Origin of the sequence: Escherichia sp. E10V5 (genome assembly GCF_004212315.1) — a bacterium.
Taxonomy (GTDB): Bacteria; Pseudomonadota; Gammaproteobacteria; order Enterobacterales; family Enterobacteriaceae; genus Escherichia.
This window is the reverse complement of record NZ_RHJM01000015.1, coordinates 107,674-126,898: the sequence shown is the minus strand read 5'-3', so window position 1 is coordinate 126,898 and position 19,225 is coordinate 107,674. Positions and strand designations below refer to the sequence as shown.

At 51.9% G+C, this 19,225-nt stretch carries 17 protein-coding genes and 1 pseudogene; 8 read left to right on the top strand and 10 right to left on the bottom strand.

The window, feature by feature from the left end; all coding sequences use genetic code 11:
* Positions 1-80: 80 nt before the first annotated feature.
* Together cusS and cusR are read right to left on the bottom strand one after the other, a co-directional pair.
* Positions 81-1,523 (bottom strand): Cu(+)/Ag(+) sensor histidine kinase CusS, encoded by a 1,443-nt coding sequence (gene cusS / locus D9738_RS12130; RefSeq protein ID WP_130260265.1) that lies wholly within the window; start codon positions 1,521-1,523, stop codon positions 81-83.
* A complete protein-coding gene (gene cusR / locus D9738_RS12125) occupies positions 1,513-2,196 on the bottom strand; it encodes a copper response regulator transcription factor CusR (RefSeq protein WP_000770953.1) in 684 nt (227 codons plus the stop codon). Before cusR ends, cusS begins: the two co-directional genes overlap by 11 nt.
* A gap of 156 nt (positions 2,197-2,352) precedes the next feature.
* Here cusR and cusC point away from each other — a divergent pair, with 156 nt between their 5' ends.
* From cusC to pheP, 5 genes are all read left to right on the top strand, one after another.
* Entirely contained in the window at positions 2,353-3,735 is a 1,383-nt protein-coding gene (cusC, locus tag D9738_RS12120) for a Cu(+)/Ag(+) efflux RND transporter outer membrane channel CusC (protein WP_130260264.1), read from the top strand.
* Positions 3,736-3,758: 23 nt separating this feature from the next.
* The gene (gene cusF / locus D9738_RS12115; protein WP_000709870.1) at positions 3,759-4,091 is read left to right on the top strand and encodes a Cu(+)/Ag(+) efflux RND transporter periplasmic metallochaperone CusF; all 333 of its coding nucleotides are present in this window, start codon (positions 3,759-3,761) and stop codon (positions 4,089-4,091) included.
* A 15-nt stretch (positions 4,092-4,106) separates the two neighbouring features.
* A complete protein-coding gene (cusB, locus tag D9738_RS12110) occupies positions 4,107-5,330 on the top strand; it encodes a Cu(+)/Ag(+) efflux RND transporter periplasmic adaptor subunit CusB (RefSeq protein ID WP_130260263.1) in 1,224 nt (407 codons plus the stop codon).
* 11 nt (positions 5,331-5,341) lie between these two features.
* Entirely contained in the window at positions 5,342-8,485 is a 3,144-nt protein-coding gene (gene cusA / locus D9738_RS12105) for a Cu(+)/Ag(+) efflux RND transporter permease subunit CusA (protein ID WP_130260262.1), read from the top strand.
* 112 nt (positions 8,486-8,597) lie between these two features.
* On the top strand, positions 8,598-9,980 hold the full coding sequence (gene pheP, locus D9738_RS12100) for a phenylalanine transporter (RefSeq protein ID WP_064529014.1): 1,383 nt from the start codon (positions 8,598-8,600) through the stop codon (positions 9,978-9,980).
* Positions 9,981-10,076: 96 nt separating this feature from the next.
* On the opposite strand, the gene ybdG is transcribed toward pheP, so the two are convergent.
* The 5 genes from ybdG to D9738_RS12075 form a co-directional block, all read right to left on the bottom strand.
* Complete coding sequence (gene ybdG / locus D9738_RS12095) at positions 10,077-11,324, bottom strand: mechanosensitive ion channel YbdG (protein ID WP_130206401.1); 1,248 nt, start codon at positions 11,322-11,324, stop codon at positions 10,077-10,079.
* A 258-nt stretch (positions 11,325-11,582) separates the two neighbouring features.
* Positions 11,583-12,236 (bottom strand): oxygen-insensitive NAD(P)H nitroreductase, encoded by a 654-nt coding sequence (nfsB, locus tag D9738_RS12090; protein WP_130260261.1) that lies wholly within the window; start codon positions 12,234-12,236, stop codon positions 11,583-11,585.
* Positions 12,237-12,329: 93 nt separating this feature from the next.
* Positions 12,330-12,698, bottom strand: a complete 369-nt coding sequence (locus D9738_RS12085) for an MmcQ/YjbR family DNA-binding protein (protein ID WP_130206405.1) — start codon at positions 12,696-12,698, stop codon at positions 12,330-12,332.
* Positions 12,699-12,762: 64 nt separating this feature from the next.
* Positions 12,763-13,011: a DUF1158 domain-containing protein gene (locus D9738_RS12080; protein ID WP_130260260.1), complete on the bottom strand. Its 249-nt coding sequence runs from the start codon at positions 13,009-13,011 to the stop codon at positions 12,763-12,765.
* A 65-nt stretch (positions 13,012-13,076) separates the two neighbouring features.
* A complete protein-coding gene (locus D9738_RS12075; RefSeq protein ID WP_130206409.1) occupies positions 13,077-14,195 on the bottom strand; it encodes a YbdK family carboxylate-amine ligase in 1,119 nt (372 codons plus the stop codon).
* 141 nt (positions 14,196-14,336) lie between these two features.
* On the opposite strand from D9738_RS12075, the gene D9738_RS12070 reads away from it, so the two are divergent.
* Complete coding sequence (locus D9738_RS12070) at positions 14,337-15,041, top strand: GNAT family protein (RefSeq protein WP_130260259.1); 705 nt, start codon at positions 14,337-14,339, stop codon at positions 15,039-15,041.
* Between the two features lie 4 nt (positions 15,042-15,045).
* On the opposite strand, the pseudogene D9738_RS25505 reads toward D9738_RS12070, so the two are convergent.
* Positions 15,046-15,296 (bottom strand): annotated as a pseudogene (locus tag D9738_RS25505) (hypothetical protein); the annotation flags it as partial.
* Here D9738_RS25505 and hokE (D9738_RS24910) point away from each other — a divergent pair.
* Both hokE (D9738_RS24910) and hokE (D9738_RS12055) read left to right on the top strand, forming a co-directional pair.
* The gene (hokE, locus tag D9738_RS24910; RefSeq protein ID WP_000956465.1) at positions 15,265-15,417 is read left to right on the top strand and encodes a type I toxin-antitoxin system toxin HokE; all 153 of its coding nucleotides are present in this window, start codon (positions 15,265-15,267) and stop codon (positions 15,415-15,417) included. The pseudogene D9738_RS25505 and the gene hokE (D9738_RS24910) sit on opposite strands and share 32 nt — an antisense overlap.
* Positions 15,418-15,767: 350 nt before the next feature.
* The gene (gene hokE, locus D9738_RS12055; protein WP_000956465.1) at positions 15,768-15,920 is read left to right on the top strand and encodes a type I toxin-antitoxin system toxin HokE; all 153 of its coding nucleotides are present in this window, start codon (positions 15,768-15,770) and stop codon (positions 15,918-15,920) included.
* A gap of 121 nt (positions 15,921-16,041) precedes the next feature.
* Here the strand turns inward: hokE (D9738_RS12055) and entD are convergent, their stop codons facing one another.
* Complete coding sequence (entD, locus tag D9738_RS12050) at positions 16,042-16,662, bottom strand: enterobactin synthase subunit EntD (RefSeq protein ID WP_130260258.1); 621 nt, start codon at positions 16,660-16,662, stop codon at positions 16,042-16,044.
* Between the two features lie 173 nt (positions 16,663-16,835).
* On the bottom strand, positions 16,836-19,076 hold the full coding sequence (gene fepA, locus D9738_RS12045) for a siderophore enterobactin receptor FepA (RefSeq protein WP_130260257.1): 2,241 nt from the start codon (positions 19,074-19,076) through the stop codon (positions 16,836-16,838).
* Positions 19,077-19,225 lie beyond the last annotated feature (149 nt).

The window sequence follows — 19,225 nt, the reverse complement described above, 5'->3', positions numbered from 1 at the left end:
AGCTTTTTACCGTTAATAGGTATGACTATTGCGGCACGTTATTTTTACACTGGTTATAAAAGCTGCCGATTGCTGAATGATTAAGCGGGTAATGTGATAACAAACCTTGTCCCCCGCGCATCCGACGTTACCGCAACCGTGCCTTTATGCGCGACAACAATCGATTTCACTATCGCCAGCCCAATGCCGCTACCTTCGCCTTTTCGCTGGCGGGAGGGGTCAACGCGGTAGAAACGGTCAAACAATCTCGGTAAGTGTTCGGGCGCAATCGGCGTACCGGGGTTTTCGACGGTAACTTGCACCTGGTGATCGACCGTCTGGCAGCGCACTACAATTGTCTCTCCGGTTGGCGTATAACGCAGGGCATTAGAAAGCAGGTTGCTTAACGCCCGACGCAGCATCAGCGGATCGCCCGCAACCTGACATTCGTCGCCAACAAACCGCAGCTCCACGCCGCGATCTTCCGCTAACGCCTCGAAAAAATCGAACACTTTGCCGACTTCATCCGCCAGGTTGAGCATTTTCTTTTCGGGGATTAACTGGTTGTTATCGGCCTGGGCGAGAAACAGCATATCGCTGACCATTTTCGCCATTCGCGTCAGCTCTTCGAGATTAGAGTAGAGCACATCTTCCAGCTCTTTCTGGCTGCGCGACTGGCTGAGGGCGATTTCCGTTTGCGTAATGAGATTAGTAATCGGCGTGCGAATTTCGTGAGCGATATCCGCTGAGAAATTGGACTGGCGGGTAAAGACATCCTCAATGCGCTCAATCATATGGTTGAACGACAATACCAACTGTTCCAGCTCAATCGGCACGGTCTGCGGGTCGAGGCGAACGTCGAGATCTTTCGAGGTGATATTCTGGATTTGACGGCTGACGCTGCGGATCGGCGCGTGACCTTTATGTACCGCCAACAGCACGATAAAGACGATCAGGATGCTGATGATCGATGCGGTCATAATAAGTTTATTCATCAAATCATTTATGTAATGAAGATGAAAATCGATCGAAAGCGCGATGTAGAGCGTATAAATCGGTTTGCCGTCCGCCTGCGGGCCAACCGGCAAGCTAATCATCCGCCAGTTGCTGTGTTCCATATGCCCGTGACCGTGGCCCGGCATCATAATCGTCGGGCCGGAGAGGAGAAACACTTCGCCACCTTGGGCATCTGTATCGGGTATTGCGTCACGAGCAAATTCGCGGATATCCGGCGCACCGGGGGAGTGATACACCGTTTTACCCTGGCTATCTGCCAGGGAAATCAACACGTTGGAATAACCACTGACGATATCTTCCAGCGTCATTAAGCGTCGGGCTTGCGTTTCGTCAGGGTGATTAAGTACCCGTTCAAGGGTAGCGCTAATCTCTTTTAAATCATTAATATCCTGCTCGGCAAAATGCACTTTTACCGAGTGGATCATGATCCAGGCAAAGGCGAAAAACGCCGCGATGGTGGCAAGGCTGATAAAAAAGGTCAGGCGGGTTGCCAGTGAAAATGGGCGCTGAAACGGCTTACTGGCCATCCGGCACCTCAAGCATATAGCCTACGCCGCGCACGGTTTGAATCAGCTTTGGTTCAAAGTCGTTGTCGATTTTGCCGCGCAGCCGCTTCACCGCCACATCAATGGCGTTGGTGTCGCTGTCGAAATTCATGTCCCACACCTGCGAGGCGATAAGCGAGCGGGGCAGCACTTCGCCCTGATGACGAAGGAAAAACTCCAGCAGAGTAAATTCTTTACTGGTCAAAGTGATGCGCGTGCCGCTGCGGGTGACTTTGCGGCTGACGAGATCGACCATCAAATCGGCAACCTGAAACTGACTTTCGATAATCACCGCCGCCCCGCGCCGCAGTAGAGTGCGCACCCGCGCCAGCAGTTCAGCAAAAGCGAACGGCTTCACCAGATAGTCATCCGCTCCCAGCTCCAGCCCTTTGACGCGATGTTCAATGGTGCCAAGCGCGGTAAGCAACAGAATCGGCATCCCTTTATTGGCGGAACGCAACATGCGCACGATATCCCAGCCGTTCACGTCCGGCAGCATAATATCGAGGATTATCAGGTCATAATCACCGGTCATCGCCAGATGGTAGCCATTCAGCCCGTTGTCGGCCAAATCGACCACAAAACCGGCTTCGGTTAACCCTTTGGTCAAGTATTCTCCGGTTTTCTTTTCATCTTCGACAATCAACAGTTTCATATTTCCTCCGCATGTTGCCCGGGCAATTCTAGAGTAGCGGGATCAGATGGCAATCGCTTATTGGTAAAATGACAATTTTGTCATTTTCCTGTCACCGGAAAATCAGAGCCTGGCGAGTAAAGTTGGCGGCATAAAATCACCAGAAATTATGCGCCTATGTCTCATTGTAAATTCCTGACACTTTGTGTGGCCCTTGCGCTAAGCGGTTGCTCACTGGCACCGGATTATCAGCGTCCGGCAATGCCCGTGCCGCAGCAGTTCTCACTCAGCCAGAACGGCCTGGTTAACGCAGCGGATAACTACCAGAACGCGGGCTGGCGCACCTTTTTTGTTGATAATCAGGTGAAGACGCTGATTAGCGAGGCGCTGGTGAATAACCGGGATTTGCGCATGGCGACGCTGAAAGTTCGGGAGGCGCGGGCGCAATATCGTCTGACCGATGCCGAACGCTACCCACAGCTCAATGGCGAGGGCAGCGGCAGCTGGAGCGGCAATCTTAAAGGCGATTCCGCAACGACGCGGGAGTTCTCGACTGGCCTTAACGCCAGCTTTGACCTCGATTTTTTCGGTCGTTTAAAGAACATGAGTGAAGCCGAGCGACAGAATTATTTAGCCACTGAGGAAGCCCGACGCGCGGTGCATATTCTGCTGGTTTCTAATGTCGCGCAAAGCTATTTCAATCAGCAGCTGGCTTATGCGCAATTGCAAATAGCCGAAGAAACGCTGCGTAATTATCAGCAGTCATATGCGTTTGTCGAAAAACAATTGTTGACCGGTAGCAGCAATGTTCTGGCGCTGGAACAGGCTCGCGGAGTGATAGAAAGTACCCGCAGCGACATCGCTAAACGTCAGGGTGAACTGGCGCAGGCGAATAATGCATTGCAACTGTTACTGGGTAGCTACGGCAAGCTGCCGCAAGCGCAGACAGTAAACAGCGGAAGCCTGCAAAGCGTTAAATTACCGGCGGGCTTGTCGTCGCAAATTTTATTGCAGCGCCCGGATATTATGGAAGCTGAACACGCGTTAATGGCGGCTAATGCCAATATTGGCGCAGCACGTGCGGCATTTTTCCCGTCTATAAACCTGACCAGCGGAATATCGACCGCCAGCAGCGATCTGTCGTCATTATTTAACGCCAGCAGCGGGATGTGGAATTTTATTCCCAAAATTGAGATCCCCATTTTTAATGCCGGACGCAACCAGGCAAATCTGGATATCGCCGAAATTCGCCAGCAGCAGTCGGTGGTGAATTATGAACAGAAAATCCAGAATGCTTTTAAAGAAGTGGCAGATGCGCTGGCATTACGTCAAAGCCTGAACGATCAAATCAGCGCCCAGCAGCGTTATCTGGCATCGCTGCAAATTACTTTGCAACGGGCGCGGGCATTATATCAGCACGGCGCGGTAAGTTATCTGGAAGTGCTGGATGCCGAACGTTCTTTATTTGCAACCCGACAAACTTTACTTGACCTGAATTATGCCCGTCAGGTTAACGAAATTTCTTTATATACCGCACTTGGTGGCGGTTGGCAGCAATAATTTTTAACTCCAGGAGAGAATAAATGAAAAAAGCACTGCAAGTCGCAATGTTCAGTCTGTTTACCGTTATTGGCTTTAATGCCCAGGCTAACGAACATCATCATGAAACCATGAGCGAAGCACAACCACAGGTTATTAGCGCCACTGGCGTGGTAAAAGGTATTGATCTGGAAAGCAAAAAAATCACCATCCATCACGATCCGATTGCTGCCGTGAACTGGCCGGAGATGACCATGCGCTTTACTATCACCCCGCAGACGAAAATGAGTGAAATTAAAACCGGCGACAAAGTGGCGTTTAATTTTGTCCAGCAGGGCAACCTTTCTTTATTACAGGATATTAAAGTCAGCCAGTAACCCAGGTTTAATGAGATGAAAAAAATCGCGCTTATTATCGGCAGCATGATCGCGGGCGGTATTATTTCTGCGGCAGGTTTTACCTGGTTTGCAAAGGCGGAACCGCCTGCAGAAAAAACGCCGACCGCCGAACGTAAAGTCTTATTCTGGTACGACCCGATGTATCCCAATACACGGTTCGATAAACCAGGTAAATCGCCGTTTATGGATATGGATCTGGTGCCGAAATATGCCGATGAAGAGAGTTCTGCGTCTGGTGTGCGCATTGACCCGACCCAGACGCAAAATCTGGGGGTGAAAACGGCTACCGTCACGCGCGGGCCGCTGACTTTTGCCCAGAGTTTTCCGGCGAATGTCAGTTACAACGAGTATCAGTATGCCATTGTGCAGGCCCGCGCCGCCGGGTTTATCGATAAGGTTTATCCGCTTACCGTAGGCGATAAAGTGAAAAAGGGCGCGCCGCTTCTCGACCTGACCATTCCCGACTGGGTGGAAGCGCAGAGTGAGTATTTACTGCTGCGCGAAACTGGCGGTACGGCGACCCAGACCGAAGGCATTCTTGAGCGGCTGCGACTGGCGGGAATGCCGGAGGCGGATATTCGCCGCCTGATTACCACGCAAAAAATCCAGACTCGCTTTACGCTCAAAGCGCCCATTGATGGCGTGATCACCGCGTTTGATCTGCGCGCGGGTATGAATATTGCCAAAGATAACGTGGTCGCGAAAATTCAGGGTATGGACCCGGTGTGGGTCACTGCTGCGATCCCGGAATCCATCGCCTGGCTGGTGAAAGATGCCTCGCAGTTTACGCTCACCGTTCCGGCGCGACCCGATAAAACACTCACCATCCGCAAATGGACGCTGCTACCCGGCGTGGATGCCGCGACCCGCACGCTGCAGCTGCGTCTGGAAGTCGACAACGCCGACGAGGCGCTAAAACCGGGCATGAACGCCTGGTTGCAACTCAACACTGCCAGCGAACCGATGCTGCTCATTCCGTCACAGGCGCTGATAGATACCGGCAGCGAACAGCGGGTGATTACCGTTGATGCCGACGGGCGCTTTGTACCGAAACGCGTTGCCGTTTTCCAGTCATCACAAGGCGTCACCGCGTTACGCTCTGGTCTGGCGGAAGGTGAAAAGGTGGTTTCCAGCGGCCTGTTCCTGATTGATTCTGAAGCCAATATTTCTGGCGCTCTGGAGCGGATGCGCTCTGAAAGTGCTACCCATGCGCATTGAGGGAATAACCAATGATTGAATGGATTATTCGTCGCTCGGTGGCAAACCGTTTTCTGGTGCTGATGGGCGCGTTGTTTCTAAGTATCTGGGGTACCTGGACCATCATTAACACGCCAGTGGATGCGCTGCCGGATCTCTCCGATGTGCAGGTGATTATTAAAACCAGCTATCCCGGTCAGGCACCGCAAATCGTTGAAAATCAGGTGACTTATCCGCTAACCACCACCATGTTGTCGGTGCCTGGCGCGAAGACTGTGCGCGGTTTCTCGCAGTTTGGCGACTCTTATGTATATGTCATTTTCGAAGATGGCACCGATCCGTACTGGGCGCGCTCGCGGGTGCTGGAGTACCTCAACCAGGTACAGGGTAAGCTGCCTGCGGGAGTCAGCGCCGAGCTGGGGCCAGATGCCACGGGTGTTGGCTGGATCTATGAATATGCACTGGTGGATCGCAGCGGTAAGCACGATCTGGCCGATTTACGCTCATTGCAGGACTGGTTTCTCAAATATGAGCTAAAAACCATCCCTGACGTTGCGGAAGTGGCGTCGGTGGGCGGTGTGGTAAAAGAGTATCAGGTGGTTATCGATCCCCAGCGCCTGGCGCAATATGGCATCAGTCTCGCCGAAGTGAAAAATGCGCTGGATACTTCAAACCAGGAAGCGGGCGGTTCGTCGATCGAACTGGCGGAAGCGGAATATATGGTGCGCGCCAGCGGCTATCTGCAAACGCTCGACGACTTTAATCACATCGTTTTAAAAGCCAGTGAAAATGGCGTGCCTGTTTATCTGCGTGATGTTGCCAAGGTCCAGATTGGACCGGAAATGCGCCGGGGCATTGCCGAACTGAACGGCGAAGGCGAAGTGGCTGGCGGGGTGGTGATCCTGCGCTCCGGCAAAAACGCCCGTGAAGTGATCGCCGCCGTGAAGGACAAACTGGAAACGCTGAAAAGCAGTCTGCCGGAAGGCGTGGAGATAGTTACAACATACGATCGCAGCCAGCTCATTGACCGCGCCATCGACAACCTCAGCGGCAAGTTGCTGGAAGAGTTTATTGTGGTGGCGGTAGTCTGCGCGCTGTTTCTCTGGCATGTGCGCTCGGCGCTGGTGGCGATTATTTCGTTGCCGCTGGGGTTGTGTATTGCTTTTATTGTCATGCACTTCCAGGGGCTGAATGCCAATATTATGTCGCTGGGCGGCATTGCGATTGCCGTCGGGGCGATGGTCGATGCCGCTATCGTCATGATCGAGAATGCACATAAACGGCTCGAAGAGTGGCTGCACCAGCATCCTGACGCCACGCTGGATAATAAAACGCGCTGGCAGGTGATCACCGATGCATCTGTTGAAGTAGGTCCGGCGCTGTTTATCAGTCTGCTGATTATCACGCTGTCGTTTATCCCGATCTTCACCCTGGAAGGGCAGGAAGGGCGTCTATTTGGCCCGCTGGCGTTCACCAAAACTTATGCGATGGCGGGGGCGGCGCTGCTGGCGATCGTAGTGATCCCTATCCTGATGGGGTACTGGATCCGTGGCAAAATTCCGCCAGAAAGCAGTAACCCGCTCAATCGCTTTTTGATTCGTATTTATCATCCGCTGTTGCTGAAAGTATTGCACTGGCCAAAAACCACGCTGCTGGTGGCGGCACTTTCGGTGCTGACGGTTATCTGGCCGCTCAATAAAGTTGGCGGGGAATTTTTACCGCAGATCAATGAAGGCGACTTGTTGTATATGCCATCGACGCTGCCGGGGATTTCCGCAGCAGAGGCGGCGAGTATGCTGCAAAAAACCGACAAGCTGATTATGAGCGTGCCGGAAGTGGCGCGGGTATTTGGCAAAACCGGGAAAGCGGAAACCGCCACCGATTCTGCTCCGCTGGAGATGGTCGAAACGACCATCCAGCTTAAGCCGCAGGATCAGTGGCGGCCAGGCATGACGATGGACAAAATCATTGAGGAACTGGATAACACCGTGCGTCTGCCGGGGCTGGCGAATCTGTGGGTGCCGCCAATTCGTAACCGTATCGATATGCTCTCAACCGGCATTAAAAGCCCCATCGGCATTAAAGTTTCCGGCACTGTGCTGGCGGATATCGACGCGATGGCGGAGCAAATTGAAGAAGTGGCGCGAACGGTGCCAGGCGTGGCTTCTGCTCTTGCCGAGCGTCTGGAAGGTGGGCGCTATATCAACGTCGAGATTAACCGTGAAAAAGCCGCGCGTTACGGTATGACGGTGGCGGATGTGCAGTTGTTTGTGACTTCTGCAGTGGGCGGGGCGATGGTTGGCGAAACGGTGGAAGGGATTGCCCGTTATCCAATTAATCTGCGTTATCCGCAAAGCTGGCGCGATAGTCCGCAGGCGCTGCGTCAGCTGCCGATCCTGACGCCGATGAAGCAGCAAATTACCCTCGCAGACGTGGCCGACGTTAAAGTCTCTACCGGACCGTCGATGCTGAAAACCGAGAATGCGCGCCCGACGAGCTGGATTTATATCGATGCCCGCGATCGTGACATGGTGTCGGTGGTTCACGATCTGCAAAAAGCGATTGCCGAGAAAGTGCAGTTAAAACCGGGCACCAGCGTGGCGTTTTCCGGGCAGTTTGAGTTGCTGGAGCGTGCCAACCATAAGCTGAAACTCATGGTGCCGATGACGCTGATGATCATCTTCGTGCTGTTGTATCTGGCGTTCCGTCGGGTGGGCGAAGCGTTGCTGATTATCAGCAGCGTACCGTTTGCGCTGGTGGGCGGCATCTGGTTGCTGTGGTGGATGGGCTTTCATCTTTCCGTGGCGACGGGCACCGGTTTTATTGCCCTTGCTGGGGTCGCCGCCGAATTTGGCGTGGTGATGCTGATGTATTTACGTCACGCCATAGAGGCCGAGCCGTCGCTGAATAATCCGCAAACATTCAGCGAGCAGAAGCTGGATGAGGCGTTGTATCACGGAGCGGTACTGCGCGTGCGCCCGAAAGCGATGACTGTGGCGGTGATTATCGCTGGTCTGCTGCCGATTCTGTGGGGAACGGGAGCGGGTTCAGAGGTGATGAGCCGCATCGCCGCGCCGATGATTGGCGGCATGATCACCGCACCTCTGCTATCGCTGTTTATTATCCCGGCGGCGTATAAGCTGATGTGGCTGCATCGGCATCGGGTTTGGAAATAAAAGTAGAGCCGGGGAAGGATACCCGGTTTAACTGTGTGGATTGTGTCTTGCGACGATGGGCACTAAATGTTAAAAGGTGCCCCTCAACAAAAAAGACACACAGGGGAAAGGCGTGAAAAACGCGTCAACCGTATCGGAAGATACTGCGTCGAATCAAGAGCCGACGCTTCATCGCGGATTACATAACCGTCATATTCAACTGATTGCGCTGGGCGGCGCTATTGGTACTGGTCTGTTTCTTGGCATTGGCCCGGCGATTCAGATGGCGGGTCCGGCTGTATTGCTGGGCTACGGCGTCGCCGGGATCATCGCTTTCCTGATTATGCGCCAGCTTGGCGAGATGGTGGTCGAAGAGCCGGTATCCGGTTCATTTGCCCACTTTGCCTATAAATACTGGGGACCGTTTGCGGGCTTCCTTTCTGGCTGGAACTACTGGGTGATGTTCGTGCTGGTGGGAATGGCAGAGCTGACCGCTGCGGGCATCTATATGCAGTACTGGTTCCCGGATGTCCCCACCTGGATCTGGGCTGCCGCCTTCTTTATTATCATCAACGCCGTTAACCTGGTGAACGTGCGCTTATATGGTGAAACTGAGTTCTGGTTTGCGCTGATTAAAGTGCTGGCGATTATCGGCATGATCGGATTTGGCCTGTGGCTGCTGTTTTCTGGTCATGGCGGCGAGAAAGCCAGTATCGACAACCTCTGGCGCTACGGTGGTTTCTTTGCCACCGGCTGGAATGGGCTGATTTTGTCGCTGGCGGTGATTATGTTCTCCTTCGGAGGGCTGGAACTGATTGGTATTACTGCCGCTGAAGCGCGCGATCCGGAAAAAAGCATCCCTAAAGCAGTGAATCAGGTGGTGTATCGCATCTTGCTGTTTTATATCGGTTCACTGGTGGTTTTACTGGCACTCTATCCGTGGGTGGAAGTGAAATCCAACAGTAGCCCGTTTGTGATGATTTTCCATAACCTTGACAGCAACGTGGTGGCTTCTGCGCTGAACTTCGTTATTCTGGTAGCATCATTATCGGTGTACAACAGCGGGGTTTACTCTAACAGCCGGATGCTATTTGGCCTTTCTGTGCAGGGTAATGCACCGAAGTTTCTTACCCGCGTTAGCCATCGCGGCGTGCCGATCAACTCGCTGATGCTTTCCGGGGCGATCACTTCGCTGGTGGTGCTGATTAACTATCTGCTGCCGCAAAAAGCGTTTGGTCTGCTGATGGCGCTGGTGGTAGCAACGCTGCTGTTGAACTGGATTATGATCTGCCTGGCGCATCTGCGTTTTCGCGCGGCGATGCGACGTCAGGGGCGTGAAACACAGTTTAAGGCGCTGCTTTATCCGTTCGGCAACTATCTCTGCATTGCCTTTCTCGGCATGATTTTGCTGCTGATGTGCACGATGGATGATATGCGCTTGTCGGCAATTCTGCTGCCGGTGTGGATTGTATTCCTGTTTGTGGCGTTTAAAACGCTGCGTCGGAAAGCGAAATAATAGTGCCGATTGGATAAGGCATTCACGCTGCATCCGACAACACGATGACAACAATCTGAAGCCGCTCTCATCCATTCGATGAGAGCGGTTTTTTAATTACTGCTTAAATGCGTCCGCCAGGGAGCGAATATCATTGCTGGTTGGCGACTGATGAAGTCGCAGACCAAACTCTTCGACGATCGCAAATATGTGGTCGAATATATCAGCCTGAATGCTTTCATATTCCAGCCATACCACGGTATTAGTAAACGCGTAGATCTCAAGCGGTAAACCGTTATCGCCCGGAGCTAACTGGCGCACCATTAAGGTCATATCTTTACGAATCCGCGGATGGTTACGCAGATATTCGTTCAGATAGGCACGAAAGGTTCCAATATTGGTCATTCGGCGCAGGTTTAATACCGACTCCGTAGAACCTTGCTGGCGATTCCACTCATTAATTTCCTGATGGCGGCTGGTTAAATAAGGCTTTAACAAATGCGCTTTATTCAGCCGCTGCATTTCAGTTTCATCAAGAAAACGAATACTGGTGACATCAATACTGATACTGCGCTTAATACGTCGCCCACCGGATGCTGACATCCCGCTCCAGTTTTTAAAAGAGTCAGATACCAGCGACCAGGTGGGAATAGTGGTAATAGTATTGTCCCAGTTGCGCACTTTGACGGTGGTTAAACCAATATCAATTACTGCGCCATCCGCGCCGTATTTTGGCATTTCCAGCCAGTCGCCCAGTTTCAACATATCGTTCGCGGAAAGCTGAATACCTGCAACCAGACCAAGAATCGGATCTTTAAACACTAACATCAGCACGGCGGCCATCGCGCCAAGACCACTGATCAGAATCGCCGGTGACTGACCAATCAGCAGTGAGATCATCAAAATGCCGACCAGAATCGCGCCGATCAGTTTAATCCCCTGAAATATCCCTTTTAACGGCAACTGCTTTGCCGCCGGGAATTTCTGCGCCAGATTCAAAATAACATCCAGCAACGAGAAGACTGAAAGCAGCGCATACATCATGATCCACAACTGCGCGCAGGTGGTCAGAATATCAGCTGCTTCAGTGCCTTTTTGCAGCCAGAATACCGCCTGAATATTGACGATAATCCCCTGGAGGGTAAAAGCTAAACGGTGGAAGAGTTTATTTTGGGTAATGATTTGCAGCCACAGCCGTGAGCTGGCGATGGCACGTTTTTCGAAGGTACGTAGTACCACCCAGTGCAAAATAATATGCACTACAACGGCGGTCAGAAAAATAATACCAAAAATCATCACCATCGAGGTGGTGTGATCAAACTCAATACCCGCTAAATCTTCAACCTGGGATATTAAATCCTGCATAACATCTCCTATATACAACAGCGGCCTATGATGGCGGCTGAAAGGGAGTTATGCAAATCAGGAAAATCTGATGAAGGAATTTCCTGCGAGAGCTGATGGCAAATATAAAATTGCCTGATGCGCTACGCTTATCATGCCTACCTTGAATGAACTGGACGAACTTGTAGGCAGGATAAGGCGGTCACGCCGCATCCGGCATAAACAAAGCGCACTTTGTTAGCAATCTGAGCCGGGATGGGTTCCCGGCTGTCAGGATAATTACACTTCGGTTAAGGTGATACTTTGTGGCAGACGAGATTTCGGCAGCGTCGCGTTAAAATCTTCAACGCTGTGATGACCTACCGGAACAACCACCAGACTGGTATAGCCTTTCTCTTTCAGACCAAATTCTTCATCGAGGATGGCGGCGTCAAAACCTTCGATTGGCACCGCGTCCAGACCAAGCGCCGCAACGCCCAGCAGGAAATTACCGACGTTGAGGTAAACCTGTTTTGCCATCCACTCAGCATCATCATGCAGATCTTTACGGTGCATATCGGCGAAGAATTTGCGACCTTTATCGTTCGCGGCTTTCGCTTCCGGCGTGGCAAAGCGGCCATCGGCATCTTCCTGGTCAACAACCTGTTTCAGCCAGGCATCGTCCATCGCGGTTTTCGCGCAGAACACCACGACGTGCGAGGCATCAAGCATTTTACGCTCGTTGAACACATAATTACCGGCGGCGGATTTGGCAACACGCGCTTTGCCTTCTTCAGTGCTGGCAACAATAAAATGCCACGGCTGGGAGTTGGTGCTGGATGGGCTGTATTGCAGTAGAGTTTTGATCTGCTCGGCCTGTTCCGGGGTAAGTTTTTTGCTGGCATCAAATGCCTTAGTGGAATGACGCTTTAAGGCGACAGAAATGATATCCATAAAGACTCCATGTGTAAGTAATTTTGCGTGCCAGCAGATTACAAGGTTCAACGAGAAATGGTAAGCGAGAAAAATGCGCTATAGATTTACGTTTTAGCCAGGGCGCAGCCTTTTTTGATCTCGTTTAGCTAAGCCATCAACCACTAAATTCCATGAATCGTTGATCAGATCGCGAAGTAACGCTTCGGAGATTTCTTCGCCGGGATAGACCGAAATCCAGTGCTTTTTATTCATGTGATACCCAGGCTTAATGCTTGGATATATCTGCTGATTTAACAGGGATTTTTGTGGATCGGACTTCAAATTGATAAAGGGAACGCCGCGCAGTTCTGACGACAACATAAAAATCTTGCCGCCAATTTTAAAGACATCAAACTCCGGGCCAAACGGCCAGCAAAGCTCGACAAAGGGTAACTCAAGGGCCAGGCGTTTCGCCGTTTCGTGCAGTGATTGCTTATCCATAAACGTTCCTTTAGGCGAAGGAGAATAAGCAAAGTATGCCGCGAAGCACGACGATAATCGACGTTTAATCCGCCAGCGAGAACCAGCGTCGCCAGATAAAGCGCAGAACAAAATACTCAATAGCGCCCAGCACTAAAAACCACAGGCAAAACAATAAAGTGTAAAGCTGGCTAAGATCCATCAAATGGAACGAGGTCACCAGTTTTTGTGCCAGCGTCAGCCCCAGTGCGGGGGCGGGCAGCAGCAGGCAAGAGAGAAAAGCCATCAGCAAGATGCCAGCTGCGGTGGTCAAGGTTTCTAAAGGGTGTTTCATAACATTGTTAAATGTAAGTTAAAACACCATTGTCAGGGATATTCTTCTGTAAGGCAATTCCCGGCTTAGTCACCGGCCCAGATCTCACAATGCTTTTTCACCAACCCAATCAGCGAGCCGCCATCGGCGACGAAATCGCGCATCAATTGTGCTTCATTCAGGCCGCTGGCAACCTGGCGATACAGGGCCTCAATCGCACTCGACGCACCAATTTTATGTGCGGAAGGGGCGATTTTTTCCAGTAAACGCAAGGTGTCTTCCGTTAGAGGCCGACGATCGCCGGTGTGCGGATCGGTAATGACGCCTTCCAGACCATAACGGCAGGCCTGGAAACGGTTGAATTTATACAGCAGGTAATCTTTCTCCTGATGTTTGAACGGGCGTTCCGTCAGTAACCAGTGGGCGGTAGCCTGAATCAATCCTGCCATATTTACCGCATGGCTAAGAGTTAACGGGGTATCCATCACCCGAACTTCCACCGTACCAAAATGGGGGCTGGGGCGAATATCCCAGTGCAGATCTTTAATGCTGTCGATCATCGTGGTGTAACTCAGACAGCGAAACAGGGCTTCAAATTGTTGCCAGTTACTGACCCACGGCATCGGGCCATTATCGGGAAAGGCGGAAAAAATATTGGGTCGTGAGGAGGCAAAGCGTGTATCCGTTCCTTGCATATACGGTGACGCGGCGGAAAGGGCGATAAAGTGCGGCACAAACCGTGACAAGCCGTGCAGCAAATAAATAGCGTCATCGCCACTGGCGCAGCCAACATGGACATGCTGACCAAAAACGGTCGCTTGCTGGATGAGATAGCCAAAGTTTTCCAGCGTTCGTTGATAGCGTTCGTTATCGCATACCTCCTGACGCTGCCATTTCTGAAACGGGTGTGTGCCACCGCCGCAAATTTCCAGATGATGGTCTGCGGCTGCCTGCAATACGACTTTCTGCATTGCTGAAAATTGCCCGGCAGCCTGGTTGATATCACGGCAAACATCCGTCGCCAGCTCCAGCATACTTTCGGTGATATCGTGCTTTACCTCCCCGGCAGTGATCTCATTTTTAACCGCGTCAATCAGCGTTGAAGAGTCCTGGCTTAAGTCATAGCCCGGCGGATTAACCACCTGCATTTCCAGTTCAATACCGAGGGTAAAAGGTTCAGAAACATGAAAATTGGGTAATGGCATAGGTTTCTCTTATGTTGGCGTTTTCATTTCAGTATAGAAGTGGGAGCGGCTGGGCGAGATGCGGAAGTTCTGGAATGTTTCTTTCTTGTTGTGATTGCGAACTGATATAACAGTTTAAGACATCAGCAAAAGGGGAAGGTCGTGCCGGAAATTAATCAATATGGACAGACGGTCGGCGATGCGCTGCCGGACTGGCAAGGTGCAGCGGTTTTACCGCGTCATTTACTGGAAGGACAATGGTGTCGACTGGAGCCACTAGACGCGCAACGTCACGCAGGCGATCTGTTTGATGCATATGCTCAGGCGCCAGACGAGCGTGACTGGACGTGGCTTGCCAGCAGTCGTCCGGCAAGTGTTGCTGCTACCGAGTCATGGATTGCTGGCAAAGTGAATGATCTTTCACTGGTGCCCTTTGCCGTGGTTGATAATCGTTCTGCGCGGGCCGTTGGGCTGGTCTGTTTTATGGCAATCGAACGCGAACATGGTTCGGTTGAAATCGGCCATGTTACCTGGTCTCCGCGAATGAAAAATAGCGTGCTCGGTACAGAAGCGATCTGGTTACTTTTGCAATGCGCCTTTGCTCATAATTATCGGCGCGTGGAGTGGAAATGTGATTCGCTTAATCTGGCATCACGCCGCGCTGCTGAACGTTTAGGTTTTGTTTTTGAAGGTCGTTTCCGGCAGAAAATCGTGCGCAAAGGGCGTAACCGTGACAGCGACTGGTTATCGATTATTGATAGCGAATGGCCGCAATGTGGCAAGGTGCTGCAGAGCTGGCTGGCGGAGGAGAATTTTGACGAGCTGGGAGGGCAGAAAAAAAGCCTGGCCAAGTTGCGGATCGGATAATGAATGACAGAAGTCCGAAACAGGATTTACTGTATAAATAAACAGCCATTTTGCTAAGGAAGGGTAAGATAACTGCGGGTGCCTGAAGCTTTCCGGTTTCAGGTTTACTCTGAGGTCTGGAAAGATGAAGCCCCAGGAGATATTTCTATCAACCCTGGGGCTACCACTCCAAACCCGAACAATTTGGATGGTAGTCCCTTCTTCGCATGGAGGCAATATAAACATGCTGACGAAATATGCCCTTGTGGCAGTCATAGTGCTGTGCTTAACGGTGCTGGGATTTACGCTTCTGGTCGGAGACTCGCTGTGTGAGTTCACCGTAAAGGAACGTAATATTGAGTTTAAGGCTGTTCTCGCTTACGAACCGAAGAAGTAGCCGTTGTGCGGGGAGTAATCCCCGCATATCCGGTTGTCAGGTCAGGATGGTAAGGCACCTGCTTTACACTTTCGCCCGCGGTCAGTGATGGCTGCGGGCGATTTCGTTTTAAGGGCAATGATCAGTTTTGCCGACAGAAGTCCGAAACAGGATTTGCTGTATAAATAAACAGTTATTTTGCTAGGAAAGGGTAAGATAACTGCGGGTGCCTGAAGCTTTCCGGTTTCAGGTTTACTCTGAGGTCTGGAAAGATGAAGCCCCAGGAGATATTTCTATCAACCCTGGGGCTGCCACTCCGAACCTCAACAACTCGGATGGTAGTCCCTTCTTCGCATGGAGGCAATATAAACATGCTGACGAAATATGCCCTTGTGGCAGTCATAGTGCTGTGTTTAACGGTGCTGGGATTTACGCTTCTGGTCGGAGACTCGCTGTGTGAGTTCACGGTAAAGGAACGTAATATTGAGTTTAAGGCTGTTCTCGCTTACGAACCGAAGAAGTAGCCGTTGTGCGGGGAGCAATCCCCGCATATCCGGTTGTCAGGTCAGGGTGGTAAGGCACCTGCTTTACACTTTCGCCCGCAGTCAGTGATGGCTGCGGGCGAATCGTACCAGATGTTGTCAATTAATCGTGTTGGCACAGTGATATGACTATCTTTTGTTTAAGCTGCCAGTGCACAGCAAACTGCTCATCCTCTCGTCGAATGATGATCCGCTGTTTATTCCAGCTAATTATCTGATAATCCAGAAAACCTGGAGCGGCCTGTATCTTGTTTGCCTTAAATGCACTCTCTTTGGCGGAAAATGCCAGTGTCAGCGCCAGAGAAAAGGCTAAACCGCAGTCTGCGAGTCGCTCGTGTTCCGCTGGTGTAATAATGCTGTCTGTCAATTCTGCCGCTGTTTGCGCAGAAAAAATTTCTTCGATATCAATGCCAATCGGTTGACGAGATACCACGGCTAATGCCGTAGTCCCGCAGTGGCTAATACTGCCATTTAACCCCGCAGGCCACACAGGTTGGCGTAGCTCGCCGATTGCGGGTACACCTTTATAGCCATATTCCCGCAACGCATAAACAGCAGCGATCCGCCCGGCCAAATGTTCGGCTTTGCGTTTCCGCCCAGCGTTTTGCAGTTGCGCGTAGTGCGGTAGCCAGAGTAAATCCTGCTCGCGAAAACTCGCCGGATCAAACTCAACAAAATGTAGCGTATGTCCGGTAAAGGGGAGGGAGGTATGCGTAGTTTTCATGTCGACCATATTAGAGGCTGATGACAAACGCAAAACTGCCTGATGCGCTACGCTTATCAGGCCTACGTGGTCCTGCAATATATTGAATTGGCAAGATTTTGTAGGCCTGATAAGGCGTTCACGCCGCATCCGGCATGAACGACGCGCGCTTTGTCAACAATCTGACGTTAGCATCAGAAGTGAGTGTTAACGCTCATATACCACGTACGTCCCGGCTCGTTATAGGTATACGCCCCGGCACCTGCGATATAGTTGGCGCCTGCCAGATCGCCTGTGGTCTGGGCATTACCCGCACGCCACAAACGCTTGTCGAACAGGTTGTCCACGCCGCCGGTCAGACTGACATTCTTCGTCACATCCCAGGTCGCGCTCAGACCCACAATGCTGTACGGACTGATTTCTTTGGTTTCCGGGCCAACGGCTGGCTGACCTTTATAGTTGTACTTCTTCGGCTGCTGCTTGCCGTACCAGGTGAAGGTCGTTTGCATCGACAAATCTTCCCGTGCCTGCCAGCTCAGCGTTGAGTTCAACGTATATTCCGGGATGATCGACAAACGGTCGCCCGTGGTTTTGTTTTCACTCTTCAGCATATAAGTGATGTTATTAGTCCACATGACCGTTTCGCTAACCGGTACGTTTAACGATCCTTCCAGACCTTCAACTACCGCTTTCGGCACGTTATCCCACTGATAGAGATCGGTGCCAGCCGCATTTTGCCCTACAGCCACATAGCCCGCTTCAATCTTATTGCGATAATCGTTACGGAACCAGGTGACGCCCGCCAGCCAGCCGTCGCGTTTGAACTCCAGACCAATTTCTTTGTTGATACTGGTTTCCGCTTTCAGGTCATCGTTACCCTGCAGATAGCAGCCGCCCGCGCTGGCGTAACAGCCCTGACCTTTACTGTAGAGAATGTAGTTCGGGTTGGTCTGGTACAGGCTCGGCGCTTTATAGGCGCGGGCAATGCCCATTTTCAGCGTGAAGTCATCGCCTAAACCTTGCGATATGTTCAGCGCCGGGCTCCAGTTATCGCCAACAATGCTGTGATGATCGAAACGCAGCCCTGGCGTTACGATGGTGCTGTCAGTCAGCTCCATGTTGTTTTCGGCAAACAACGAGAAAATTTCTGCTTTTGAATATGGGCTACGGTCGGTGGCGCTCACGCCATCAATAGCACCACCGGTATTCGTTCCGGTCAGCGCCTGTGTGTTGGAACTCAAGTCCTTCATCCGCTGCTGATTCCACTCCGTACCCAGCGTCAGCGTCTGGTTAACAAGGAAATCAATCGGCAGGTTAACTTCGCTGTGCAACATCACGTCATCAAGATCGATATCGACGAAATCCTGTGTCGCTTTTTCGTTAAATTTCCCTTCGGTGCCGCCCGCCAGACCTTCCGGAATACGCGAGTTACGCGTGTGTTCGTACTGTACCCAGTTGCTGGTGGTCACGCCGTTATCCCAGCCGCCGTTCCAGGTCAGTGAGTAGTTCTGACGATACAAGCGGTTGGTTTCATCACCATATTTCGAGCGGGTATAGGAATCGGAGTTGGTGTTCTGTGTGTCGCCCGCATACAGGTTGCCCTGGCGGCTGTAGCCTGCTTCCAGTTCGAGTGATTGCAGAGGCGCGAAGTCCCAGCGAACTACGCCATTAATATCCTTGTTGATCACCCCTTCGCGCCCAGCGGGCAGCGTATCCGCATATGTACCGGCACGCGCGGACTGATGCCCCTGGTTAATATCCCACGCGTCGGCCTGGGTTTTGTCGAGGTTGCCATATAGACGGAAGCTGAATTCATCTCCCAGCGGACCGGTCAGGCTGAAGTTGGTACGTTTGGTGGCACCTTCCTCTTTATGTTCTGGGGCGTTGAAATAAGCATCCCAGGAGCCATGCCACTCACCGCTGCCTTTTTTGGTAATGATGTTAACCACGCCGCCCGCAGCGCCGTTACCATAACGCGCAGCTGCCGGACCACGCAGAACTTCAATACGTTCAATCATTTCAGGCGGCACCCAGGAAGTATCACCACGGGTATCGCGCTCGCCACGCCAGCCCTGACGCACCGAGTTACGGCTGCTGACCGGCTTGCCGTCAATCAAAATCAGCGTGTTTTCCGGCCCCATGCCGCGAATATCAATCTGGCGGTTATTACCACGTTGACCACTGGTGGAGTTGCCGGTCAGGTTAACGCCTGGCATGGTACGGATGATTTCCGACACATCGCGGGCAACGGGGTTTTTGCGGATTTCATCTGCGGTGATGGTAGAAACGCCAGGCGCTTGCAAGTTCTGCTCGGCGGCGGTAACGACAATGGTATCGTCATGTGAAACAGGAGTATCGGTTGGCTCTTGTGCCTGTGCTACCCCATAAATCCCCAGATTGACCAACAAGGCCAGGGAATGAATCTTCTTGTTCATTGTTTTATTCCTGCATTTTTGCCACGAATTGCAACTGTCGGGCATGGTCGTCATCAACACGACGCATCCCGCTACCGCGAAAACCTTTGATCCTGAAAGACACGCAGTGCAGTTGGTTAATAAATGTCCGCGCTTCCCACGGCGCGCCA